The following is a 23,967-nucleotide window of genomic DNA, read 5'->3' as shown; positions in this document are numbered from 1 at the left end:
CTTCATTTTCCGCTAACAACTTTTAACATAGTCCTTAACAACTATTAACGTTCTGATTTTTAGAGCGTTGGTACAGCGTTCTACTTTCGGGCTGTTCATCGAAGCCCTTTTAATGTTCTCTGTACCTTATGCAAAACTTTTTACGTATCAACACCTGGTTGGGCTGGGGCATGTTTGCCGTTGCCTGCTTTACGTACGCTTTTACGGTCGAACCCACGGCCAGCTTCTGGGATTGTGGCGAATTCATTGCCTGCTCCTACAAACTTCAGGTACCACACCCGCCCGGAGCACCGATTTTCCTGATGTTGGGTCGATTGTTTTCGCTGTTGGCCGGAAGTGACCACTTGCAGGTCGCGTACTGGGTCAACATGGTATCGGTGCTGGCGAGTGCCGGTACTATTCTGTTCATGTTCTGGACGCTTACCTTACTGGGCCGTAAAGTCATCGGTAAAACGGCGGCTACCGTATCTGCAAGTGAAGCCATTGGCATCTTCGGAGCGGGCGTGGTTGGAGCCCTGCTGTACACCTTTAGCGATAGCTTCTGGTTTTCAGCGGTAGAAACGGAAGTATACGCCTTATCTTCATTCCTGATCGCTCTGGTATTCTGGGCTATGCTGCGATGGGAACTAATCGAAGACGAGGCGGCCGCCAACCGCTGGCTCATTCTGGTTGCGTATCTGACGGGTATTTCCATTGGCATCCACCTCGTCAATCTGGTTATCCTGCCGGCCCTAACCTTGGTCTATTACCACCGAAAGAAGCAGAATCCTTCGTTTTTACAGAGTATAGGAGCGGTACTAGCTGGGGTCTTACTGGTAGGGTTGATCAATGGAGGGATGCTTTCCGGTCTTGGGGCTCTTGCCTTTGCTACGGATCGTCTGCTGGTCAATTCGTTCGGTTTTCCGTTCAATTCGGGCGTAGTCGTGTGGCTGCTGCTGTTGTTTGGGGCCTTGGGCTACGGCGTTTATTTCGCCCAGCAACGCAAACGACCGATGCTCAGTACGGCTCTGCTGTCGGTGCTGTTTATTTTGATTGGGTACGGTTCGTACACATCTATCGTGATCCGGTCGAACTTTCATACGCCGATCAATGAAAACAACCCGTCTGATCTCATCAATTACCTGCATTACCTGAATCGGGATCAGTACGGAAGTCGCTCTTTGCTATACGGACCGCAGTTTACGGCTCGGGTTACGGACTTTAAACGGGGCAAACCGCAGTACAAAACGGAAGGAAAACGCTACCAGATTTACGATTACGAACCCGCTTACATCTGGGAAAAAGACCAGCAGTCTTTCCTGCCCCGCATGGGCTCGCAGCTGCCCGGTCATGCCGACCTGTATGCCGCCTCGCTGGGCTTAGCCAAAGACCCCACGGACCCCTCGCGGTACCAGAAGCCTACGTTTTTTCAGAATCTGCAGTATATGTTTAGTCGCCAGATGGGCTTTATGTACATGCGGTACTTTCTGTGGAATTTCGTGGGTCGGGAAAGTGATCAACTCTGGGCCGACTGGTACCCACGGCTGGGCAAAAGCGTGGCTCTGCCCGAAAGTATTCGTACGAACAAAGGACACGATAACTTTTATTACCTGCCGCTGGTGCTAGGACTGATGGGCTTTTTCACGCAGTTTACCAAACGGGATAAGGATTGGCTGGTGATTGCCGTTGCCTTTCTGATGACGGGTCTGGCTCTGGTGTTTTTTCTGAATGCTCCACCCGTGGAACCTCGCGAACGCGATTACATCTACACGGGGTCGTTTTATTTCTTCGCTTTATGGGCCGGACTGGGCGTACTGACCCTGCAAAATCTGGTTCAGAAGATCACGAAACATCAGGTACTGTCCGGATCGCTGGCGGGTGCACTGGCCCTGGGTGTACCCGTATTGATGGGGGCGAAAAGCTGGGATAACCACGACCGTTCCCATCGGTACACGGCCGTTGATTTTGCCCGAAATCTGTTGAGTTCCTGTGCTCCGAATGCGATTCTGTTTACCGGAGGCGACAATGATACGTTCCCGCTCTGGTACGTGCAGGAAGTCGAAGGTTTTCGGAAGGATGTACGCGTGTGCTGCCTTTCGTTACTGGGTACGGAATGGTACATTCAGCAAATGAAGGAGCCAGCGGATGGATCGGAGCCGTTGCCGATTTCACTGGCGATGGACAATTTCCGGACGGGTATCAACGATCAGATCATCTTCTCGGAAAATCCGAATGTAAAGCAAGGCATTGATCTGACGGAATACCTGAAACTGGTTCGGGAAAACAACCCCGCCATTCAGGCCGAAACGTCGCTGGGAACGATCAATGTGTTGCCTTCGCGGGTTTTCTCGCTGAAACTAGACCGGGATACGATTCAGAAATCGGGCGTGGTGGCGAAGGGCATGGAGCCGTTGTTTACGGAAGACCGGATGACCTGGGATTTTGGTACGAACGACATCATTAAGGATCGACTGATTCAACTGGATATTATCGCTCAGAATCAGTTCAAACGGCCCGTGTACTTTGCCTCGACGCTCTCGCCGGCGAATTATCTGGGTTTAAAAGAATTCATGCAAATCGAAGGATACGCGTATCGACTGATGCCGTTCAAGGTGGCCGGAGCCACCGATGGCTTCGTGAATACGGACCTGATGTACGATAAAATGATGCACAAAATGGCCTGGCGGGGCATGAACAACCCGGATGTCTACCACGATGATACCATTCGCGGAATCCCCGTCGTGTCGGCCCGACTGGCTTTTTATCGTTTATCGACCCAGTTGATTCAGGAAGGAAAGCTGGATACGGCGAAAGCGGCTTTGCATCGTTGTTTGGAAGTGATGCCGGATCAGGCGATTCCCTACGATCAGATTTCAGCGAGCTTCATTGGACCTCTGATTTCCGTGGGTGAAAAACAGAAGGCTCTTGAGATGGCTCAAACGATGATGAAACGCTGCGATGAGAACCTGAATTACTACTTTTCCAGCAATGGCGACGCTGAGGATATACGGGTCAATTTGTTTCAGATGAACCGGATCGTCCAGCAATTACGCGAAGCGAAACTGGAAACGCTGGCCCAGAATTACGAGACGACATTTGAACGGCAGTATCAGAAGTTTGAACGTCGTTTTGTGGAAGCGGAGTAAGGGGAAGCCGCTCTTTGTTGCGACGAACGGATTTGTGGGGGTGGAATAACGCGTCGGAGACGCTGGACCCATAAGATCCCGATTGTAAATCGGGATCAGCGGAGCGGAGGATTGGCGGATGTACAATTGGAAGGAGAAGAAGCCCCATGGTTTCAGGCGTCACTTGGAACCATGGGGCTTCTTCCTTTGCTGAAAACAAGCTTCACCCAATAGTTCGGTAGGAATACAGCTACTTTCCCGACACCGGAATCCACTGAGCCGACAGATTCGGCGTTTTCATGTTTTTATCCAGCGGATACATGGGCCGCTGGATGTGTTTATAGGGCAGACGGTACAAATCCTGATCGACGCCACCGGGCGTCAGGGCCATGATCCAGTCTTTTTGCATGTTGTATAATTCGGGTTCGAGGTAACCGATTTTTACGACCACAATGTCCGCTTCGCGGGGCTTGAGTCCGAGGCGGGTAAAGTCCTTTTCTTTGTGATAGGGCTTGCGTTTCTGCGTCACGATGACGTGTACGCTGCCCACTTTCACCACCACTTCCACGACGGCATCCCGGTCGCCTTCTATGATGGACTCAACCGTACCTTTCAACGCCACGGGTTTGGCAAAGCGATGATCGACGATGGCTCCCGCCGTACCTTCAATCGAGCCACCGACACCCACGGCCTGGGCTTTCTTCACAAAAGCAGGATCGGGAATGGAGGCGTAAATCAGCGTCGGACCGTCGGCTTTCCGGAACTCCGGACGTTTCAGGATTTCCGTAATCGTCCAGGTCACATCACCGGCAGCTCCGGCCGTTGGGTTGTCGCCCGTATCGCTGATAAAAAAGGGCTTTTTCTGGCTGGCGATGGCTTTCGTCAGCACTTCATCCAGCTTGCCTACGGGAGCCACAAAATCGAATTTCGAGCGAACGTTCCAGAAATGCTTCGCCAGCTTCTCCGCTGCTTTGGCCACTTTCGCCTGATCGTCGCCCACCATCATGATGACGCCGTGATTGCGAGGAGCGTCGGCCCAGGCGTAGCTGATCCAGATGCCGCCATCCACAATACCGGAGTTATTGTCGGCCAGGGGAGCTACTTCGGCGTACAGACTTTTGCCCGGTTCGATGCGGGTACTGGTTTGTTCACCGGGTAGCAGAATGGGTACAGGAATCCAGGCTTTGTAGGCGGGTTTGCCCTTCCCATTTTTCAGGCGGTCAATAAGGTGTTGGACGGCCCGTTCTTTCGTCTGCATGGCATCTTCATGGGGAGCCATACGGTAACAGGTCATGAGGTCGGTATTTTGGGCCAGTCGTTTGGTGACGCAACCGTGCAAGTCCATCGAGGTAGATAGTAAAGTTTTGTACCCCACCACCTGCCGGATTCGCGTAATGAGATCGCCTTCGGGATCGTCGAGGCCCTGTACGCTCATGGCTCCGTGAATGTCTAGGTACAGGCCATCATAGGGAGCGTTTTGCTTGAGCAGATCCAGCATTTTCGTAACCAGCGATTCGTAGGCCTCCCGCGTAGCCGCTCCGCCGGGAATAGATTTGCCAACTAGCGAAGGAAACCACTGAGCTTGCTGCCGCAGGGGTGAATCGGGCGTCAGAAAGGGGTAGGAGGTAAAAACCTGCTCTCCCGTTTTGGGGTGAAACGCCTCTTCGTGCGTAACGGCGGGCGAAAATGTACTGGATTCAATACCCAATCCAGCGATGGCGATGCGGGGTAACGTCGATTGAGCAAAACTTGCGTTCAACCAGAGCGTAAGAATAAAGAGCAGAGGTTTTTTCATGCCTACAAGATAAAGAATTCAATCCGGTAAGTGTAGGCTTGAAAAAGGATGCAGGATGGAATAAAAAAAGACTGCTATAGATTCTTTAAAAATCCATAGCAGCCTGTATCAAGCAGAAATGATGTTACTGAAGGTTGGCGTCTTCGTTGCTGTTGAACGTATCTCCCTGTTTAATATCGCCGGTTTTCAACCCTTTTTTAAACCAGTACACGCGTTGGGCCGAACTGCCGTGCGTAAACGCATCCGGAACCACGCGGCCTTGCGTTTCTTTTTGAATCTTGTCGTCGCCGATGGCATGAGCGGCGTTGATGGCCTGCTCAATGTCTTTCTCGTCCAGTGCTACACTTTGGCCCTGAGCCCGGTTAGCCCACACGCCCGCGTAAAAGTCGGCCTGCAATTCCAGTCGTACCGACAAACGGTTATATTCCTTTTCACTCAGCCGTTGTTGCATGGCCTGCATTTTGTCGGTCGTACCCATCTGTTTCTGTACGTGGTGACCAATTTCGTGGGCAATGACGTAGGCCATGGCAAACTGCCCTGGTGCCTGAAAACGCTCGGCCAGTTCATCATAAAACGAAAGATCAATGTAGACTTTCTCATCCGCCGGACAGTAGAAAGGCCCCATGGCGTTCTGAGCCGTACCGCAGCCCGAGGAGGTGACGCCCCGGTACATGACCAGTACCGGTTTGGGATACTGAGCATTCTGTTCGGCGAAGATCTTCGTCCACGCGTCTTCGGTACTGGCCAGTACGCGACGCGTAAACTGAGCGGCGGCGTCATCGGCTTGCTGGTCGACGGGAGCCTGCGTCGAGGCCTGTTGATTGCCTAAAATACTGGAAGGATCGCCACCCAACAGGGTAACAATTAAAGCAATGACGACGGTACCAATGCCGCCGCCAATGATCAAGCCACCAGAGCCACTGCTCCGACGGTCGTCGACGTTATCGCTTTCGCGACCTCCTAACCAACGCATAGATAGATAGTAGTATAAAAGTTGAACATGTAGCTCTGTAAAATTTCGATGCCAAGAATACAGCTTTTCTATTAAAATGTTCGAGTGTAAGTATAAAAGCTTAGTACAAGAAGGTATGCTGACCGGCAACTTTTTTTGACTTTTATAAAAAAAGCGTTGCTTCGCATACTTCAATGACCGTAAGTATGAATAAACGGATCTATAGTCTACTAGTTTTAGTCTTTTTGACGGCTTGTAGAGATTCACAGAAAGCCACTAAGCTGAATCGGGAGAAAATTGCGATTCTGTCCACTTCGGAGAAAACGTTTGTACCTACCGATCAGGATTTGCTTTTGGCTGAACGTTTAGTAAAAGAACGCCTGAATGTCTATAACGCTGAAATGAAGGCTCGAAATGTTGATTTTGCGTATACAACGGGCGACTCGTTGCATTATGAAAGTGATACCATTCAGTTCGAACACTATTACAGGCAATACATACTAACTGTGAATGATGAGGGCGATAAAGTAGTAGCAATGAATTGTCTGTGTATGCTAAATCCATTCGATAAAGAGCAGGATTCCTGGAGAAAAAACAAGGTCGTGGTAAGAGATGGTGGGCATTGTTTTTTCCAAATTTCCGTAAATATCAGTCGTGGTATTGTGTATGGATTTATGATCAATGGCTTAGCTTAATCCTTTCGCTCAGAACTAGTCTTTAGTTCAGCGAACTTGAAAAGGTTTCTCCATGAAAAAGCTATTTGAATTTATAACCCCGCTCACCCTCATGGCCGGAGCCGGACTGCTCATCATTGGTCAGGGCCTGCTGCATCTGGGGGAAGAAAACAACGTACTACAATTTTTCTTCGGTGTTCCACTGTTGTTCGGAGCAGTAGTCGTTCACATCATTATCTGGGGAATGCTAAAACGTAATGTACTCTACATCTGGCTGGTGGAGTTTATTCTGGTAGGCTTGTTTCTGTACGCTTTTTTCTTTCGGTGGTAAGTACAGGATCGATTCGGTCACCAGAATGAATGGTATCAATTTTGTATCGAATCTGCAAAACCTTAAACCCATGAAACCGCTACTCACCTTTCTGATACTTACGCTGGGCGTGCGGGTTGCCGATGACCGCGTAGCTAATTTTTCTTACGGTACACCCGGGCAGGAGAATTACGAAGAATTCTCGTTCTGGGTAAAAAATAATCGACCTGCTGAAATTCAGTACGTGTATGGCAAGGATCGTAAAACACTTCGCGTACGCTACGTAAAACAGGATAAAACGCATTTTCAGGTACGGTTTCCCAACCAACTCGTTTTACTGCTTTCACCCCAAGGAAATCAGTTACGGGTGTACGATTTGAAGGGGAAGTACGCTGCGAAAACCTTTTCCTGGCAATACGAAGGGCCCGTTAATGGCGTAGGAACCTTCTGCCAAGCCTGTGCTGAAGATGAAACCGAAGCCATGCAATTGCTGAGACGGTATTATTTTATGCCTTGAATTTCTAACTCGATCTAGCCCCAAAGAAAGAAGTCCGTAACCACAGGTACGGACTTCTTTCTTGAATGACAGGAAACGCTACTATTCCTTCGGCAACGTAATTCGGATATTCCGAAACTCAATCGGACCGTGATCACCCTGGAGGTAAATCGGACCCGGCTCGGCTTCATTGCTGTCGATGGCTCCACCCGTAATACCCGGAATGGTTGTGTCGCAGATAATGGTTTTTCCATTCAAGGCTACCGTCACCCGGCGGCCAATGAGCGTGATGTCATAGCTCTGCCAAGTATCCGCGTCATTCTCCGGAAGTTCATTGGGTACCAGGAAACCGTAGACGGCACCGAGCATGTCAATTTGTGGTTCGAGTCCTTTGCTATCTACAATCTGCACTTCGTAACGTCCCCGCAGATATACGCCGCTGTTGCTTCCCTTGGGATACTTGAATTCAATGTGCAGTTTAAAGTCTGAAAATTTCTGCTCCGTCTGAATGTTCGAGCCGGATTTGGGACTTTTCAGTACGCCATTTTCCACCACCCACTGATTGGTCTGGCCCATGGCCTTCCAGCCTTTCAGGTCTTTTCCGTTGAAGAGATCGACGGCTTTACCCCAGTTGGGTTGTTTGGTGCGGGCCAGCGAAGGAGCCCGTACGCCCGTCCAGGAAACGCTTTGGCCCGTGGGTGTGGTCATGGTTCCACTGAGCTTATCGCCTTCCAGCGTACCATTCACGACCAGATCCTGCGTGGCTCGTTCCCACTGCGGCGGGATGGCGAAGCTAAGTTTACCATCCGCAAAAGTTACTTTAGAAATCGGACGGGCACTGCCGCTGCTGCCCACAAATCGACCCACGAGCGTATTATGACCCGAATGTGTCACCTCCAGCCAGGAGGGCATGGTGTTGTTTCCCGACTGAACGGTTAGATCCCACCGCCCTTCAAGAGACGTAGCCGCCGGAGCTGCGGGCGGATTTTTATCATCGGCGTACGCGGATCCGCCAATCGTAGTAAGCGTAGCCGTGGCAAGGGTCAGGGTACGTAAAATAGAGGAGAGCATAGAGATTTGAAAAGATTAATGGTCGTATTACGAATGCTCAAATCTAGGCATCTAAACGCTGGTATAAAAGGACCGGCAAAGAATGAAGCGGGGGAGGTACTATATTGCTGACGAAAAGAACCCTCATCTATGCATAAACCCTTACTCGTCCTGTTGCTGGCGTTTGCTGCCCGGGCTTCTGCCCAGTCGGACACGCTAACGAATCACTACGTACGGCTACAGCCCTTACAGCTTTTGTTTAGGGAACTGGTGGTGGGCTATGAATTTCCGTTCACTCAAAAATTCACTCTCGAAGTAGGAGTCGGGTACCGGTTTCGTCGGTTTAGTCATTCGCCAGAAATTAAAGGACTGGCCCTGGGGATGATGGGTGATTATAACCTGCAAAATATGGGGAATCCCCATTATCAGGCCGTAAAATTTTCGATTACGCCCCGTTATTATCTAAATACCCGCAAAACCTTTTTTCTAGCAACGGAGCTGTTTGTCAGACATTGGTGGTTTGACAACGTACAGGCTAAGTTTGATAATACAGAAGGCTACCGTTTTGACGCAGTACGAACCGAACGAATGAATGTTTGGGGAGGGAAACTACTGATAGGTACGAATGGTAAACTGTTTTCACTAGGTAAAAACCTGGTGTATTGGACTCCTTTCCTGGGTTTCGGACTTCGGTCCAAAACCTACACCTATGAAACCTGGGACGGAACCCTGGATGATACGCCCGTAACCTACCAGAAAGAGAGGGGTACTGTCAGCCTGTCGCCCAGTATTCATTTGGGCGTATCGCTGGCGTATCGCCTTCGCTGAGGGTCTCGAAGCCAAGCGGTATACATGAACCCAATCACTTTGAAAACCATGCCCAAACTAGGCTTATTATGGATACTACTCACGTTCTCGACGGGTACGTACGCCCAGTCGGATACGGTATGGAATCAGTACTTGCGAATCCAACCTTTGCAAGTACTGTGTAGAGAGCTGGTGGTAGAATACGAGTTTCCAGTGACGGAAAAACTGACCGTTGGACTGGGGGCGGGATACCGGTTTCGCAAGAACAGTGGTACGTCAGAGGTGGCGGATTTAATGCGAATCATGACGGCTGATTACCGTTTGCAAAATATGGCTAATCCGTATTATCAGGGCTTTAAGTTCTCCATTAGCCCCCGCTACTATCTGGATACCCGTAAATCCTTTTTTGTCTCGGCGGAGCTATTTATGCGGTATTGGTGGCTGAGTCGCCTGGATGAACAGTACCTCAATCCAAAGGGTACCTACGTTCGGGCCCAAAAAAGCGAAGAAATGGATGTCTGGGGAGGAAAAGTACTGGTGGGATGGAATCGAAAACGGCTTTCCTTCTCTACTCATCAGGCCGTGTACATTACCCCGTTTCTGGGGATTGGGTTTCGACATAAAGCGTACACCTACCGACGCACTTACCTGTTCTCTTTAGGCAGCGATACCGGCAATAGCGAAAGGGGACAAATGAATTGGGCAGGCGTGCACGGTGGCTTCTCTTTGGCGTATCGCTGGGCTCGCTAGTACGCCTGCGTAGTGAAAGTAGCGTTCTGAACACTCGCAGGTCTTTGATAAAATAAACCCTCACCAATCCGAGTGCGATTGATGAGGTTTCTACTAGTATGCTAAGGCCGTAGAGGACTACCGTACTTCGGATTCCGCCGAAAGAATGCTTTTCAACCGATCTACCTGTTCATTGCTTTGCTGAAGCACCTGCTGATTGAAATTGACTTTTTCGTAGGTCTCCACCCAGATTCGCACGCGATTCCGCTGATAGAAAATCTCCCAGTTGTCCTTAGTGTTTTTAGCTTTGAAGAGCTGATCGAGTAGTTCTTCCACCAAGGCAAAGGACATTTTATTCAGATCTTTCGCCCAGACGTCGAATTCATTCTGAATCTTGTACAGACAGGCCTCAACGGAGCTGACGATGTAGTTAAGAATATCTTCGGCCGTATCTTCCCGGGACAGACGAACCGAAACGTAATCCGGCGTCAGAATATCCAGGTGTTCCCGAATCCGGAAGTGCAGAAAACCGAGGTACGATAACTGAAACTGGGCGAACGACTGCAACGGAAGGTGTAACGATGGCATGGATTCCAGCTCGCGTAGCAGACTTACCTCAAAAGGCTCATGGGCCTGAGCGATTCCGGCCAGACGACCTTCCGTTTTGAGAATTTCGAAAATCCGTTGACGAACCTGATGGATGACTTCATTGAGCGTATCCCCCAGTTTCAAAAACTCTTTGGTAATGAACGTACGGTGTTCGTTGAGATACTCTTCGTACGTTTTGTTGTAAGAACCTAGGGCATTCCGGCTTAATTCAATATCCCGAATCGTCAGACTGGCGGCGTATTGCAGACACGATTGTTTGATCTGATCGAATTTCTCCTGAATCTGTACGTTGGGAGCGTCACGCTGGGCGTTGAGTTCCTTCAGATTCTCTTCGCAGGCATTGGTCAGTTCCTGCCAGAGGGTATTGAATAAGCTTTTAAAAATGGCGAAATCCGTCATGTCGTCGGTAGGCGTAAAAATTCCGTTAAAATAGTTGATTACCTCATGCAGGGCTCCGTCGATACTGGACATCTTTCGCTGGTATTCCAGAGCATATTGCTGATCCCAGTCATCGAGTTTATCCTGCATGTCATCCAGAACGGCCCGTAGTACTTTTTCTTCGACTTCTTCGACACTCGCACAATCTACCGTAACGATCTTGCTGAAAAACAGGCCATTACGACCCGCACTTTCTTCTAAGTCCTGGCAATTGCGGGCGTTGTCGGTTAAGGTTCGGGTATGATTCAGTAGCAGGAAGGAGCAGGCCGGCAGACTGATTCCGGGAATCTCCATTTGCTCCAGGGAGTTTTCGCAGAACTGGTACAGGTCCAGATCGGCGGGTTCCCAAACGGCTCCCAATGCATCGGGTTTACGAACGAAGAGAATAAAATCAATATCACTGGCCAGCGATCGAATCAATTTCTGTTCATTGACCAGCCCCGTATCTCCCAAACCCGGCATGTCGATGAGCGTAATGGGTCCAGCCTCCGCCAACGGAAAGGGCGTATCAATGTGCACCTGTTTAACGGCCAGATACGCGTAACTAGCCTCCCGGTTTTCATTGACCTGGGCAATGTATTGACGTACCTGATGCAGGGGTACTTCCTGCGTAAGCCCGGTTAGTAAGTGATTGAACGAGGAAAAGTTACGGTGAATTTCCTGTAGCTTCTGGTATCGGGCTACGGTAACCGGATTAGGATCCTGCGGCTGATCCGGCAAGGCCTGAGAAACGAATTCAGCCAGATTTTCAGGACTATACGCTAGATCCAGTTCCTGAAAATAAGGGGATACGGTTGACTGGAAAAAGCTCGTCCGGCTGTGAAATTCTACCAAGGCCCGGGCTCTGTGACTATCATTAGCAATGACGCTCATGACGCCCGTGCAGTGCGGTCCGTTGCCGTCGGGAATGACTTGAGCGTTCAGACCGGAAAGGCTTTGCAAAAGTCTGCTTTTCCCCTGGCGGGCTCTGCCAATTACGCCAATGCTAATGGTTTTCCGGGAAAATCGCTGGTTGAGCTGAGCCAGATATTGTTGCTCCTTTTCAATTCGCTTGAGCAAAGCCGGCAAATTAGCTCGGTCAATTGCCTGGATGACCTGGTCGGAAGCATGATCCGATATTTTTAATTTGACGTTTTCCAACACCGACATCGAGTGGCTCATCAACGAAAGCCGCTGCATGTCCTGCGTGATTTTATCCGCAAACTGCCCCCGCTTCTGAATGATCTGCTGGATATTGGATACAATGAAATTAGACATTGAGTTAATTCAATACGAATGGTGGAAGAAAATACAAAGAGAACCCCGAACGCCTGCTCAAATCTTTAATTGACCATAGAACGATCCAGTGAATTTCCCTGACAACATACATCGAAAGTAGCCTTTCTGAGTAGTATTCCGGAAATGAGTACCCAGCCTAATCGCTGAGCGAAATCACCTCACAGCTTATCGGAGCACTTTTAGGTTACTGTAAGTCAGACACCGGGAGTGCAAACGTTCATTGGTTAATTTAAGGTAATGCAGTTCCTTAAACAGGTTCCTGAAAAAGCCAATTAAGCCTTTTTTTCTTTTTAAATAATACTGTTCGAAAATGAAGGAGAATAAGTAGAGATAAGGATATTCAATATGCTGAGGATTGTATTGATTGCGTTGGGTTACACTGAATACGGGTTTCCATACTTCCGTATTGGTATGGATGAGTTGCACCTTTTTATGGTACATGAATGAAGCATTCCCCAGCGTCTGAATCGGAATAAGGGCTGCTTTAAGATTTTCCTGAAGACCCAGAAAGTCAAAAATTTTCTGGTACACTTCATGAATTTTTAGCGTTAAGTCCTTGGTCAGCGTATCATTGACCAGGTACGTTTCGCATTTGGTGGGAATAAACAAAACCAGTTTTGTATCCGAATTTTTCTCCAGTCCCAGCTTTAGTACCTGCAATAAATTCTGGACGTTGGCTTCACATTCCTGCATGTCGTTCATGACGGCCGAGGAATCAATAGGAATCACAATAACGGAAGATTCCTGAATGAATTTTACTACTTTCTCCGTAGCATCGGTAATCCAGTTTCCCGGAATATCGTTGAACGAAACGACCAGAAAAGGTTCTGAATTTTTGTGAGAAATTTCTAAGGGATAGGTAGCTACTGCCTCCGTTGATTGAATACCATCAAAGTAAGTGATGGTTCCCTTGCCCAGCGATGCGATGAGTTTTTCTCTATTTTGATCTAACTGAGCAGCTAACTGGGAGTCCAGGTTTAGATTTAAACCAATACTACTGGCCAAATCGCGGCGGATAGTATCATCCATCGAAGACAAAAACGTAGTCTTGCCTTCACCGGATGCGGCTAGCATCGTGACATTTATAAAGGTTTGCATGGGCAACTAATAAGCTCCTTGGACTTGGCGATTTAACTAAACTTGATCTGGTCTTGGTCCTGAACTCTTCAAGATGAGTACCGATCTTTTTTACTAGTGAGGCTACTTCTAATAGGCAGTCTGGCGACGACTGTTCATTTCTGCATGCGTGTGTATTATGAAGAGTTAATCATGAAATGATAATTTTTTAAGTGTGTATACTTAAACTTTACTTCTTTCATGCCTTCTGAAGCAATTCTTTCTAGTAGTTCTCACAGGTACAAATTGCTTATATTCACTAGATTTTGATGAACATAGCCCATTCCTGAAAGATAAGCTGTCAGGAAATTATCGCCTTATGAGTTAGATACCAAATAAAGGGAGTGAAATCCTGAGAATAATTCATTTTTGCAAGATTACTATGAAAGTTTACTTAATGAGTTGATAAATAATAATTAAAGATACGACTTAGTTTTGTTTTTAAATACAAGGCTTGTAAAAGTATACATCTTAGGTAATACCTTAAGAAAATAGCTTCTTCACTCATCTTGAAGGACTGCTGAATAACGCTTCTCTATATTCTAATTTCAATACTAAATCTAATTGGATTATTGTTTATCATCTTATAAGGACGATGCGGATAAGAGGTTCAAGTTCTTTTACATAAAAACATTGCTACAGATTCTGTTAAATGTCTAAAATACTATATGTTTAATTATGTATTTTATATAAATAGTTATAATTTATTGAAAATAAGTTATGGGGTTTCCTGTCTTAACTCGTGTAGAAGAACAGCTATCGCACAACTTCGCAAAACACTAATGGCGTTTCTGATTCATGCATCCAATTCTACGGATCAGGTTGATATGAAACCTATCGATAACCTTTTTACTACAATCGTATGAAAAAAATACTGTTGATCTTGGCCATTGCGGTATGCTTTACTGCGTGCAGGAGCGGACGTAGCTCTGGTGTAAAAACAAGTCAGAAAGCGGGGTATACCTTTTCTGACTATGACCTGGCCCGCAAAGCCCCAGATCATTTACGAACGCTGGAGCAGAAGACAATGCTCATCCAGTTAATCAAAATCGTAGCGGATCATATGGTCGTTGAGCAGAATCAGCTGGTATTTAAAATGAGTGAAGAAGCGTTTGTCAGAAAGGGGATGCCGAAAGAACTGTACGCTGAGATTCAGCAGAATATGGAGACAAATAACAAATATCTGGCAACCATGGAGCCCTCAGAAATTGACCTGGATGAAATGCTGAAGAACTTCAAAGCTTCGATGAACAAGTTGAGTTCGTCAGCTAACTAATAAACATGATCCCAAAAGGCTCGGTTGAGAAATCAACCGAGCCTTTTTAGTGTTATGAAGGAATTGTGGTTAAGGCCGGGCGACCCGATTTCTACGTCTGAGCGACTTACTGAAACACTACCTTTTCGGGTGTGGGATACTCCAGTAATTTCGAAAAATCTACTTTCCAGAAGTCCAAATCCAGCAGGCGGTTATGTTCGTCCTTCGTAAGGGTAATAACGACGGGCGTCTGGTCGGAGTCGATGTAATTGACCTGTACCACGTCACCTGCATAGGCCTCGGGATTGCCGCCGAGCGAGATACTGCCCATTTTTCCACCTTCGTATTCTTCGACTAGTTCATCGATGGGATAGTCTGCCGGATTGAGCTGTACGTGTTGCAGCATATGATGGATGAGTGCGAGCTCCTGTTCGCGGATGGGCCGTCGTTGATTCATAACTACATGCGAGTAAAAGACAGGCGGCGTACGGTGCCGCTGATTACCTTCAAAAATAAACGGTTCCCGGCAAAGAGGCTAACATCCTACAGCCTCTGGTAAAATTCCCGGAGCTTTGCCGGGTGGTAATCGTCTACTTTTGACTACGCCCTGTATCCGCGTTTGTTCGTACTAAAGTGCCTGCTTACCATGCTTAACCTCATTCGCCGTATTTCCATCGCCGGACTGGTGGGTTGCAGTACCCTGAGTCTGGCCCAGACCAACAGTCTGGTCAATACTTCCCAAAGTAAATTTTCCCGCCTCCGTAGCCTGGATCTCGATGCTGTGCAGTGGACGACGGGCTTCTGGGCCGACCGCTTCCGGGTATGCCGGGATTCAATGGTGCCCCAGCTTTGGAAGACCTACACCGACGCGGACGTCAGTCACGCCTACCGCAATTTTGAAGTGGCCGCCGGACTTCAACCCGGAGCTTTCAAAGGACCGTCTTTTCACGATGGTGATTTCTACAAGACGCTTGAATCGGTGGCGAGTATGTACGCCCTGACCAAAGATCCGAAGCTGAAAAAGCACATGGACGAGGCGATTGCCGTCATCGGCAAGGCTCAAACGCCCGACGGATACATTTATACGAAAGCGATCATCGAGCAAAAGAAGACGGGTAAGAAGCAGATGTTTGACGACAAACTCAGTTTTGAAGCCTACAACTTCGGCCACCTGATGACCGCCGCCTGCATTCATTACCGGGCTACGGGGCAAACGAGCTTTCTCGACATTGCCCGAAAAGCCACCGATTTTTTGATTGATTTCTATACCAAAGCCAGTCCTGAGCAGGCCCGTAACGCCATCTGTCCCTCGCACTACATGGGCATTACGGAAATGTACCGAACCACGCACGAGCCGAAATACCTGGCTCTGGCCCAGAAGCTTATCGATATTCGGGGGATGACGGAAGGTACGGACGACAACTCCGACCGCGTACCGTTTCGCGAGATGAAAAAAGTGATTGGGCACGCCGTACGAGCCAATTATCTCTTTGCCGGAGCCGCTGACGTATTCGCTGAAACGGGAGATAGTACGCTGCTGTCCACGCTCGATCTGGTGTGGGACGACGTCGTCAACCGCAAAATGTATATCACGGGTGGTTGCGGAGCTTTGTACGATGGCGTATCGCCCGAGGGCACTTCGTACCAGCCGGATACCGTTCAGAAAATCCATCAGGCTTATGGAAAAGCGTATCAGCTACCCAACCTGTCGGCCCATAACGAAACCTGTGCGAATATTGGTAATCTGCTCTGGAATTACCGGATGTTACAAATTACGGGCGATGCTAAATACGCGGATGTGATGGAGCTGGCTTTGTACAATAGCATTCTTTCGGGCATTGATCTGGGCGGGACGAAGTTCTTCTACACCAACCCTTTGCGGGCTTCGGATGCATATCCGTACCAGATGCGTTGGATGGGTGGCCGTTCGCCGTACATCGCCTTGTCCAACTGCTGTCCGCCGAATGCCGTCCGGACGATTGCCGAGGTCAGTAATTATCTGTATAGTACGTCAGATCAGGGCTTATGGCTGAATTTATACGGCAGTAATCGGCTAAATACGAAGCTGCCCGATGGCTCGCCGCTGGTCGTCTCGCAGGAAACGGAATACCCCTGGCAGGGTACGATCAAGGTACGCATGGAGAAAGTACCGACTCGGGCCTATTCGCTTTTTGTACGAATTCCGGGCTGGTGTACGGGAGCGACGTTGAGCGTAAATGGGAAAACGCAATCCGCGACGTCTGGCACGTACGCCGAAATCCGCCGAATCTGGAAAACAGGCGATGTGGTAGAAATCAAATTGCCCATGCCCGTACAGTTGATGGAATCCAACCCGCTGGTGGAAGAAACCCGCAATCAGGTGGCCGTGAAACGCGGACCACTGGTGTACTGCCTGGAATCCGTAGATAACCCTTCTGTACCCACGGATCAGGTGGCTTTACTAGCCGAAACGACCTGGAAAACCCAGCCGCTGCGAGTGGAAGGGACCGAAGTGATGGTACTGGAAGGAAAGGCTCGCCCGCTAAGGCCTACGAACTGGAACCAGCAGCTCTACCGACCGCTCCAGACGCTCAAGCCTGTACCTACTACCGTTCGCCTCATTCCGTACTACGCCTGGAGTAACCGGGGGCATTCAGAAATGGCGGTATGGCTACCGGTGGTGCGGTAAAGTTTTTCGTGATGTGGATGTGTATTCCCCGCATGCAATGCGGGGAATACCAGAACTTACTCCGGCAACAGCATCACCACATCCTTCCGTCGCTCCTCGGGCCATACCTTCAGTTGTTCCAGCCTTCCATTTTTCAGTACCCCTTCCACCGTCGTTTGGTAAGGAGCGTGGAGCGTGAAATGTACGTCCCAGTTTTGAGGCCAGGCGGGAAAAAGGTACAGCTTCCGGCCATCGGCCTGTAGGAGCATTTCCTGCAATCCAATCATCCCCGAGCCGCCCCAGTTGTGGTCGGGTGTCCAGTCGTAGCCAGGACCCCAGAAGGCGGGAAAGCGACGGCCCGAATCCTGAAGTTTCAGTAAGGTGAGGCGAGCGGCTTCATCGCGAAGTCCGAGCCGGGCAGCGAAGATATTATCCTGTTTCCAGCCCACGTGACTCCGAAACCGCAACGCATCGGGATCGTATCGATACGTGTTAATCGCCGTATCCAGATTGGCCCGACCCATGCCGTGCGTACCCCAGGGAAATACCGGATACAGCTGCGGCGTTTCGGTATTGTTAATGCGTTCCCAAAGCTGGGCGGGTGCCAGCGTCGGATGACCTTCGAAGCTGCGGAAACTGATACCCGGAATTCGACTCAGCATCAATTGCCAGTGTTGCCGCTTTTCCGGATTTAGGTACGAATCGGGCAGTTCGAGCAGTCGGGTTACTACCGTTTTCAGGGCGGTAATCGTGGAGGTGGCGTTATACGTCATCTTATACGTTTCTGCCGCCGAACCGGGATAGAGAATCAGCTTTCCCGCTCCATCAAACGTCTTACTCCCGCGTTTCTTCGCCAGATACTGATAATGCTCATTGAAGAACGTCAGGCAGCTTTCAATGAACGGTACGTAGGCCTGAATGGCGTCTCCAGCGTACCGTTCGGTTTCCAGCATCATCAGGCAAAATTCCAGTACCGTATCCCATTCGTACTCCAGCCAGGCATTGTATTCCATGCCCGGATCGTAACCCGGTGGCCGCTTCCAGGTATACTCCGCGGGGTTGGGCAGGCCAAAGTTTTCCAATTGTTCCGTGAAGCTGGCTCCGGCGTGTTTCCAGTACACCCGCGTCCGTAGTTCGGCGTTAGCCAACGTCCGCTGGTAAAAGGCAAACTGGGGTTTCATCAAGGCCCAGTCGCCGCTTTTCAGCATCGGCCAGTACACCAGCCGCTGGTTCTGGGCCGTATGCGTACCGCCCCCCCAGTTCCGGAAATCGGGCGTGAAATGCATCGAAGAATCCGTCAGAGCGGGATCGTAAGTAAAGAGACCCCCGTTGAATTTGGTCGGCCAGTGCCCGCTGGCGTTACAACCTAGCATGTAGCGGAACAACTGATAATTGCGGCCTACCTTCCATTCGGGCGTATTTGCCGCTCCGATGGAAATGAAACTTCGTTCCCAGAAGGCTTTCCACCAGTCCAGCGTCGCTTTTCGGGCCGAACGGGCCGTTTGGGCGGATTCATTTTGAAGGGCCGTTAATCCTTTTTTCCATTCGTGAAACGACTCATGTTGAGCCGTATGTAAATGAAGCGTGAGCGACTGTTGCCGCTGGGGGCGAAGGCTGACGAGCTGGTAGCCCCGAAAGTCCGTATCCTGGTACTTCCCTTCAACCGTACCCGCCGTTTTCAGCCCTAGTCCCGAAAGGACGCCCCCAAACGTCAGGTTTTTCAACGGATTGTACAGTTGATTCTTGACCGAATCGAGTTGCTGTTGGCGTACCGTTACGTCGAATACCGAAGGGCCGGAACCGTTGGCGTGGTAAAAGAAAATTTCATTTTCCTGAGCCTGTACTTGGTCTTTTCGCGTGACGATTTCACCCTGCGGAGCAAATTTATACGAGTTCGCATGGTTAGCCTTGCCTTTTACGGGACGGTCGGCGTACCGCCAGCTTTCGTACGTTGCCTGGGTTTGAACGGCCCGATTACTGCTTATATCTACATGAACGACGGGTCGAAAAACATCTACCCAAACATCGATCTGAGCCGTGTGTGTACCCTTGTTACCCGTGATGCGTACGTGGCCTTCCTGCAGCCGAAGTTCCTGTCGAAAACGGGTTCCAGATTCGAAAGGATTGGGGGAAAGTCGCACTCGAACGCGTCCTAGTTTTAGTAGCGTATTGTTGTGATCGAAGGTACCGCTGCGAGCGACGTAGAAAAGCAGATCGCCCTGTTCTACCCAGACGTTCAGGCCCACGTCGCCGCCGCCGCAGGGCATAGACTCTGCAGCGTTTCGACTGGGCGTATCCCAGACTACATTGTAGGATGTTAGCGAAGGCGTTTGAGCACAAACTCCGGCCCAAGACCACAGAAGTACAGCAATCAACGAAAGTCTGAATATACCCATCATGCAGTAAATTGAATAGTCAGCGAAATCTCTGGAAAAAAGAAGCCAGTATTCCTGAAAAGGGTAGTGACAAGTGAGGAAGCCTGACAATACTTTAGAAAAGACTAAAGAAACATACGCTGACCATTACGCTCAAAATGTTCGCAAGGCTCTGGCTAAGATGGTACAATTAAAAGAGAAAATGTTAGATAATCAGGCTGACTTACGCTGGTAGTTTTGTAATTCATTCGCTCTGAACATGTACTATGAATCGATTCTTTCTATTCCTTTTCCTTCTTTTTGCTTTCCATATCCAGGGGCAGGCTCAGCAAAAACTGACCCTGGTACTGCCGTCGAAAAGCCCGGAACGGGTCAGCTTCGGAGCCGAAAAACTACAGCAGAAATTACGATCGGCGGGCTATCAGGTCACCCTGGTCCGCAAGGATCAGTTAAAAGCCGACCCTTCACAAATTCGTATCGGAATTGCCGGTGACGTTCTGGTTCAGTCCATTACCGAAAAAAGCGGCAAGGAAGGGTTCGTTCTACACAAAGAAAAAGGGCAGCCCTGGTTCATCAAAGGCAGCGACGCTTCCGGAGCCCTGTATGGTTGCCTGGAACTGGCTTCCCGTCTGCAACCCAAACTACCCGAAACCCTGCATCTGACCGACCAGCCCGAAATGGTGCTGCGAGGTACCTGCATTGGCATCCAGAAACCGTACTATTTGCCGGGACGTACGGTGTATGAGTATCCGTACACGCCCGAAACGTTTCCCTGGTTTTACGACAAAGAGCTGTGGATTCAGTACTTGGATATGATGGTGGAAAACCGCTATAACTCCCTGTACCTCTGGAACGGCCACCCCTTTGCTTCTTTGGTAAAACTCAAGGAATACCCGTACGCCGTAGAGGTAGACGATGCGACGTTTAAGAAAAATGAAGAAATGTTCCGTTTCCTGACGCAGGAAGCCGACAAACGCGGCATCTGGGTGATTCAGATGTTTTATAACATTCTGTTGTCGAAACCCTTCGCCGAAAAACATAACCTGAAAACGCAGGATCGGGAGCGACCCATCATGCCGCTCATGTCCGATTACACGCGGAAATCCATCGCCGCTTTCGTGGCTAAGTATCCCAACGTTGGTTTGCTCATCACGCTGGGCGAAGCCATGGAAGGCGTTGGTCAGGACGATGTGGACTGGTTTACGAAAACCATCATTCCGGGTGTACAGGACGGTTTAAAAACGATTGGGCAGAAAACCGAACCGCCCATTGTACTGCGGGCTCACGATACGGATGCCCCCCGCGTGATGAAATCAGCGTTGCCTTTGTACAAGAATCTGTACACGATGGCAAAATTTAACGGCGAGGCTCTGACGACGTATACTCCCCGGGGAAAGTGGGCCGAGCTGCATCGCACGTTGAGCAATATCGGTACGGTACACATCGAAAACGTCCACATTCTGGCCAATCTGGAGCCTTTCCGCTACGGTTCGGCGGACTTTGTACAAAAGTCCGTACAGGCCATGCACAACGTTTACGGAGCCAATGGCTTGCACCTGTACCCGCAGGCTTCGTACTGGGACTGGCCCTACGCCGCCGATGCCACTCCGAAACGTTTGTTACAGGTCGATCGCGACTGGATCTGGTACCAGACCTGGGCTCGCTACGCCTGGAAAGCCAATCGCGATCGGGCGGGAGAAGTTACGTATTGGGGAAATGAGCTGGCTCGGAAATACGGATTGCCGCTGGAAAAAGGCAAGGCCGTACTGGAAGCCTACGAACAAACGGGCGAGATTTCACCGAAGTTATTACGGCGGTACGGTATCACCGACGGCAACCGCCAGACGCTCACGCTGGGCATGCTGATGACGCAACTCATCAACCCCTGGCGGTACGGCCTCTTCACGCTGTTGTACGAATCGGAAGCTCCCGAGGGCGAGATGATCATTGAGTACGCCGAGAAAGAAGCGAAGCAGGAAAAGCACATTGGAGAAACGCCGATTTGGGTAGCGGAGGAAGTAGTTGAACACGGCAGAAACGCCGTGCGGGCCATCGACGAAGCGACGCCCGCCGTCACTAAAGATCAGGAAGAATTCAAGCGATTACGAAACGATGTCTACGCTCAGAACGCCATGGCTCAGTTTTATGCCGACAAAGCCCGGGCGGCCGTGGCGGTGCTACGTTACAAGTATTCCGGCAAAGTCGAGGATCTGGAAAAAGCCTTACCGCTGCTGAAATCGAGCGTGGCTCATTACGCGGAGCTAACCAAGCTGACGAAAGACACCTATCTCTACGCCAACAGTATGCAAACGGCCCAGCGGAAAATTCCGATGCGGGGTGTCAATGCGACGTATAAAAACTGGTACGAAATGCTGCCCGTTTTTGAAAAGGAACTTCAGACTTTCGAACGGAAGATTGACTCGCTGAAAGCTCACACGGGGGTCGCCGCTCAGCAGCGAATGGCTTTTAAACCCGCGACGGTTCAACTGACGAACGCCAGCTACTTCCCGGTACAAGCAGGCGAAAGCATTTATGCCGATACGCTGGCAAAAATCGTCGCTCTGACGCCCGAACTGAAAGACCTGAAGGGCTTGAAAATGAGTAAGAAACAACAGCAATCGGAGCGTACTACGCTGACGTTCCGTGCCGATAAACCCGTGAAACTGCTGGTGGGTTTTTACAACGAAAAAAATCCGGCGTACCTGCGGGCACCCGAGCTGGAAACCGACGCCAGTGCCAACGATTACGGTCAGGCGGAAATCAAGATTTCCAACGCCATCCAGATTGAAGGCTTCCCACCCGTTCACGTACATGCATTCACGTTTGCTCCCGGCAATCATACTTTACACCTGGGTCGGGGGCAGTGCGTACTGCTGGGTTTTGCGGAAGGGGCTCAGGAAATTCCGGTATTCGACGGTGGACTGGCCGGTAATCAAAAAAACATCGACTGGTTATTCGAATAAACCGATCAACCCAACTCCGAAGGAGTTCAACAAAAGTAACCAGGACTACAACCCCGGCACATCCCAGCCAAAAATAAGCTTCTCTATGCGTCAGTACCTCCTCAGCGGAATGCTCGCTTGTCTGATTTTCAGTAGTTTCGCTCAAAGCGTATTAACGGATCAGTCCCTTCAGAAATACGTAACGGCCTTCAACGCAGCCGACGAAGAGGCCGTGAAAAACTACGTCCCCAACGCCCAGTCGCAGGCCTGGCTTTCCCAGAATATTCCGTACTTCGATAGTCCTGATTCCGTACTTACGCAGTTGTATTACTACCGCTGGTGGGCCTTCCGCAAACACCTCAAGCAAACGCCCGACGGCTTTATTTTCACGGAATTCATTACGCCGGTAAAACACGCCGGGAAGCACAATGCCATCAGCAGTGCCCTGGGTCACCACGTATACGAAGGTCGCTGGCTCCGCAATCCGCAGTACATCGACGAGTACATTTCCTTCTGGCTGTACGTCGATCCCAAGCATACCGTGCAGCGGTTCCATTCCTTCAGTAGCTGGCTCGCCGACGCCGTGTACCAGCGGTATCTGGTCAATACGGACGAGGCTTTTGTGCGGAAAGTTACTCCCGCTCTGGCCGCCGACTACCGCCGCTGGGAGTCGGAGCGGCAATTGCCCAATCAGCTTTTCTGGCAACACGACGTGAAAGATGCCATGGAGGAATCCATCAGTGGGGGACGAAAAGTGAAAAACGTGCGACCTACCATCAACAGTTACATGTACGGCAACGCCAAAGCCCTGGCCGCTCTGGGGCAACTGCTGAAAAACGATACGCTGCGGGAAACCTATCTGCAAAAAGCCCTGCAATTGAAGCAACTGACGCAGCAGACCTTATGGAACGACGCCGATCAGTTTTTCGAGGTGAAACTGGAAAACGGAACCTTTGCCAACGCCCGCGAAGCCATCGGATTCATTCCCTGGTACTTCAACCTGCCCGACGATAGTGCTAAATACGCCGCCGCCTGGAAACAACTCGGTGATACGACTGGGTTTCAGGCTCCCTGGGGCCTGACCACAGCCGAACGCCGCCATCCCGGTTTCCGGACGCACGGTTCGGGACACGGTTGCGAGTGGGACGGTCCGCTCTGGCCCTTCGCTACGACGCAAACCCTGAAAGCCCTGTCGCATTTTCTGACGAATTACCAGCATAATAAAACCGTCAGCCGGGCTCAGTTCTTCGATGAATTACGCCGATACGCGGATTCGCACGTCATGAACGGCAAACTATACCTCGGTGAATATCAGGATGAAAAGAACGGGGAATGGCTGAAAGGCGACGATCCCCGCAGTAAATTCTACAACCACTCGGGATTCGCTGAT

General features: G+C 50.0%; 17 protein-coding genes. 10 read left to right on the top strand and 7 right to left on the bottom strand.

All coding sequences use genetic code 11. The annotated features are described in order from the left end of the window. Positions 1-128 precede the first annotated feature (128 nt). On the top strand, positions 129-3,125 hold the full coding sequence (locus ACOJTG_RS00650) for a protein O-mannosyl-transferase family (protein ID WP_420152029.1): 2,997 nt from the start codon (positions 129-131) through the stop codon (positions 3,123-3,125). Positions 3,126-3,354: 229 nt separating this feature from the next. Here the strand turns inward: ACOJTG_RS00650 and ACOJTG_RS00645 are convergent, their stop codons facing one another. Together ACOJTG_RS00645 and ACOJTG_RS00640 are read right to left on the bottom strand one after the other, a co-directional pair. Next, on the bottom strand, positions 3,355-4,899 hold the full coding sequence (locus tag ACOJTG_RS00645; RefSeq protein WP_420152028.1) for a M81 family metallopeptidase: 1,545 nt from the start codon (positions 4,897-4,899) through the stop codon (positions 3,355-3,357). Positions 4,900-5,023: 124 nt separating this feature from the next. Then, complete coding sequence (locus ACOJTG_RS00640; RefSeq protein ID WP_420152027.1) at positions 5,024-5,872, bottom strand: neutral zinc metallopeptidase; 849 nt, start codon at positions 5,870-5,872, stop codon at positions 5,024-5,026. Between the two features lie 185 nt (positions 5,873-6,057). Here ACOJTG_RS00640 and ACOJTG_RS00635 point away from each other — a divergent pair, with 185 nt between their 5' ends. The 3 genes from ACOJTG_RS00635 to ACOJTG_RS00625 all read left to right on the top strand — a co-directional run bounded on the left by ACOJTG_RS00635 (position 6,058) and on the right by ACOJTG_RS00625 (position 7,352). Continuing rightward, positions 6,058-6,546 (top strand): hypothetical protein, encoded by a 489-nt coding sequence (locus tag ACOJTG_RS00635; protein ID WP_420152026.1) that lies wholly within the window; start codon positions 6,058-6,060, stop codon positions 6,544-6,546. A 52-nt stretch (positions 6,547-6,598) separates the two neighbouring features. Further along, positions 6,599-6,856 carry a hypothetical protein gene (locus ACOJTG_RS00630; RefSeq protein ID WP_420152025.1) on the top strand — a complete coding sequence of 86 codons (258 nt, stop codon included), beginning with the start codon at positions 6,599-6,601 and terminating at the stop codon, positions 6,854-6,856. A gap of 70 nt (positions 6,857-6,926) precedes the next feature. Next, entirely contained in the window at positions 6,927-7,352 is a 426-nt protein-coding gene (locus ACOJTG_RS00625) for a hypothetical protein (protein ID WP_420152024.1), read from the top strand. Positions 7,353-7,433: 81 nt separating this feature from the next. Here ACOJTG_RS00625 and ACOJTG_RS00620 read toward each other — a convergent pair whose 3' ends face one another. Further along, the gene (locus ACOJTG_RS00620) at positions 7,434-8,402 is read right to left on the bottom strand and encodes a 3-keto-disaccharide hydrolase (protein ID WP_420152023.1); all 969 of its coding nucleotides are present in this window, start codon (positions 8,400-8,402) and stop codon (positions 7,434-7,436) included. 129 nt (positions 8,403-8,531) lie between these two features. Between ACOJTG_RS00620 and ACOJTG_RS00615 the strand changes: the two genes are divergently transcribed. Both ACOJTG_RS00615 and ACOJTG_RS00610 read left to right on the top strand, forming a co-directional pair. Continuing rightward, positions 8,532-9,209 carry a hypothetical protein gene (locus ACOJTG_RS00615; RefSeq protein WP_420152022.1) on the top strand — a complete coding sequence of 226 codons (678 nt, stop codon included), beginning with the start codon at positions 8,532-8,534 and terminating at the stop codon, positions 9,207-9,209. Positions 9,210-9,233: 24 nt separating this feature from the next. Beyond that, complete coding sequence (locus ACOJTG_RS00610; RefSeq protein WP_420152021.1) at positions 9,234-9,938, top strand: hypothetical protein; 705 nt, start codon at positions 9,234-9,236, stop codon at positions 9,936-9,938. A 117-nt stretch (positions 9,939-10,055) separates the two neighbouring features. Here the strand turns inward: ACOJTG_RS00610 and ACOJTG_RS00605 are convergent, their stop codons facing one another. Further along, positions 10,056-12,221: a dynamin family protein gene (locus tag ACOJTG_RS00605; RefSeq protein ID WP_420152020.1), complete on the bottom strand. Its 2,166-nt coding sequence runs from the start codon at positions 12,219-12,221 to the stop codon at positions 10,056-10,058. A 186-nt stretch (positions 12,222-12,407) separates the two neighbouring features. Beyond that, positions 12,408-13,316 (bottom strand): hypothetical protein, encoded by a 909-nt coding sequence (locus tag ACOJTG_RS00600; protein ID WP_420152019.1) that lies wholly within the window; start codon positions 13,314-13,316, stop codon positions 12,408-12,410. A 904-nt stretch (positions 13,317-14,220) separates the two neighbouring features. On the opposite strand from ACOJTG_RS00600, the gene ACOJTG_RS00595 reads away from it, so the two are divergent. Continuing rightward, the gene (locus tag ACOJTG_RS00595; protein ID WP_420152018.1) at positions 14,221-14,634 is read left to right on the top strand and encodes a hypothetical protein; all 414 of its coding nucleotides are present in this window, start codon (positions 14,221-14,223) and stop codon (positions 14,632-14,634) included. Positions 14,635-14,740: 106 nt separating this feature from the next. Here the strand turns inward: ACOJTG_RS00595 and ACOJTG_RS00590 are convergent, their stop codons facing one another. After that, complete coding sequence (locus tag ACOJTG_RS00590; RefSeq protein ID WP_094808777.1) at positions 14,741-15,070, bottom strand: DUF6984 family protein; 330 nt, start codon at positions 15,068-15,070, stop codon at positions 14,741-14,743. A gap of 189 nt (positions 15,071-15,259) precedes the next feature. Between ACOJTG_RS00590 and ACOJTG_RS00585 the strand changes: the two genes are divergently transcribed. After that, positions 15,260-17,281: an aceric acid hydrolase gene (locus ACOJTG_RS00585; RefSeq protein ID WP_420152017.1), complete on the top strand. Its 2,022-nt coding sequence runs from the start codon at positions 15,260-15,262 to the stop codon at positions 17,279-17,281. Between the two features lie 56 nt (positions 17,282-17,337). On the opposite strand, the gene ACOJTG_RS00580 is transcribed toward ACOJTG_RS00585, so the two are convergent. Further along, positions 17,338-19,659: a DUF5703 domain-containing protein gene (locus ACOJTG_RS00580; protein ID WP_420152016.1), complete on the bottom strand. Its 2,322-nt coding sequence runs from the start codon at positions 19,657-19,659 to the stop codon at positions 17,338-17,340. 242 nt (positions 19,660-19,901) lie between these two features. On the opposite strand from ACOJTG_RS00580, the gene ACOJTG_RS00575 reads away from it, so the two are divergent. Both ACOJTG_RS00575 and ACOJTG_RS00570 read left to right on the top strand, forming a co-directional pair. Then, positions 19,902-22,598 carry an alpha-d-galacturonidase gene (locus tag ACOJTG_RS00575; protein WP_420152015.1) on the top strand — a complete coding sequence of 899 codons (2,697 nt, stop codon included), beginning with the start codon at positions 19,902-19,904 and terminating at the stop codon, positions 22,596-22,598. An 85-nt stretch (positions 22,599-22,683) separates the two neighbouring features. Next, a partial coding sequence (locus tag ACOJTG_RS00570; protein WP_420152014.1) for an MGH1-like glycoside hydrolase domain-containing protein occupies positions 22,684-23,967 on the top strand: 1,284 nt, incomplete at its 3' end.

Source organism: Siphonobacter sp., from assembly GCF_048595215.1.
GTDB lineage: Bacteria > Bacteroidota > Bacteroidia > Cytophagales > Spirosomataceae > Siphonobacter.
The sequence above is the reverse complement of the archived record's forward strand: the minus strand, read 5'-3'. Positions and strand labels throughout refer to the sequence as shown.

Coding starts and splice junctions, on each gene's coding strand:
- ACOJTG_RS00650 (WP_420152029.1), top strand. CDS start 129: ATGCAAAACTTTTTACGTATCAACACCTGGTTGGGCTGGGGCATGTTT.
- ACOJTG_RS00645 (WP_420152028.1), bottom strand. CDS start 4,899: ATGAAAAAACCTCTGCTCTTTATTCTTACGCTCTGGTTGAACGCAAGT.
- ACOJTG_RS00640 (WP_420152027.1), bottom strand. CDS start 5,872: ATGCGTTGGTTAGGAGGTCGCGAAAGCGATAACGTCGACGACCGTCGG.
- ACOJTG_RS00635 (WP_420152026.1), top strand. CDS start 6,058: ATGAATAAACGGATCTATAGTCTACTAGTTTTAGTCTTTTTGACGGCT.
- ACOJTG_RS00630 (WP_420152025.1), top strand. CDS start 6,599: ATGAAAAAGCTATTTGAATTTATAACCCCGCTCACCCTCATGGCCGGA.
- ACOJTG_RS00625 (WP_420152024.1), top strand. CDS start 6,927: ATGAAACCGCTACTCACCTTTCTGATACTTACGCTGGGCGTGCGGGTT.
- ACOJTG_RS00620 (WP_420152023.1), bottom strand. CDS start 8,402: ATGCTCTCCTCTATTTTACGTACCCTGACCCTTGCCACGGCTACGCTT.
- ACOJTG_RS00615 (WP_420152022.1), top strand. CDS start 8,532: ATGCATAAACCCTTACTCGTCCTGTTGCTGGCGTTTGCTGCCCGGGCT.
- ACOJTG_RS00610 (WP_420152021.1), top strand. CDS start 9,234: ATGAACCCAATCACTTTGAAAACCATGCCCAAACTAGGCTTATTATGG.
- ACOJTG_RS00605 (WP_420152020.1), bottom strand. CDS start 12,221: ATGTCTAATTTCATTGTATCCAATATCCAGCAGATCATTCAGAAGCGG.
- ACOJTG_RS00600 (WP_420152019.1), bottom strand. CDS start 13,316: ATGCTAGCCGCATCCGGTGAAGGCAAGACTACGTTTTTGTCTTCGATG.
- ACOJTG_RS00595 (WP_420152018.1), top strand. CDS start 14,221: ATGAAAAAAATACTGTTGATCTTGGCCATTGCGGTATGCTTTACTGCG.
- ACOJTG_RS00590 (WP_094808777.1), bottom strand. CDS start 15,070: ATGAATCAACGACGGCCCATCCGCGAACAGGAGCTCGCACTCATCCAT.
- ACOJTG_RS00585 (WP_420152017.1), top strand. CDS start 15,260: ATGCTTAACCTCATTCGCCGTATTTCCATCGCCGGACTGGTGGGTTGC.
- ACOJTG_RS00580 (WP_420152016.1), bottom strand. CDS start 19,659: ATGATGGGTATATTCAGACTTTCGTTGATTGCTGTACTTCTGTGGTCT.
- ACOJTG_RS00575 (WP_420152015.1), top strand. CDS start 19,902: ATGAATCGATTCTTTCTATTCCTTTTCCTTCTTTTTGCTTTCCATATC.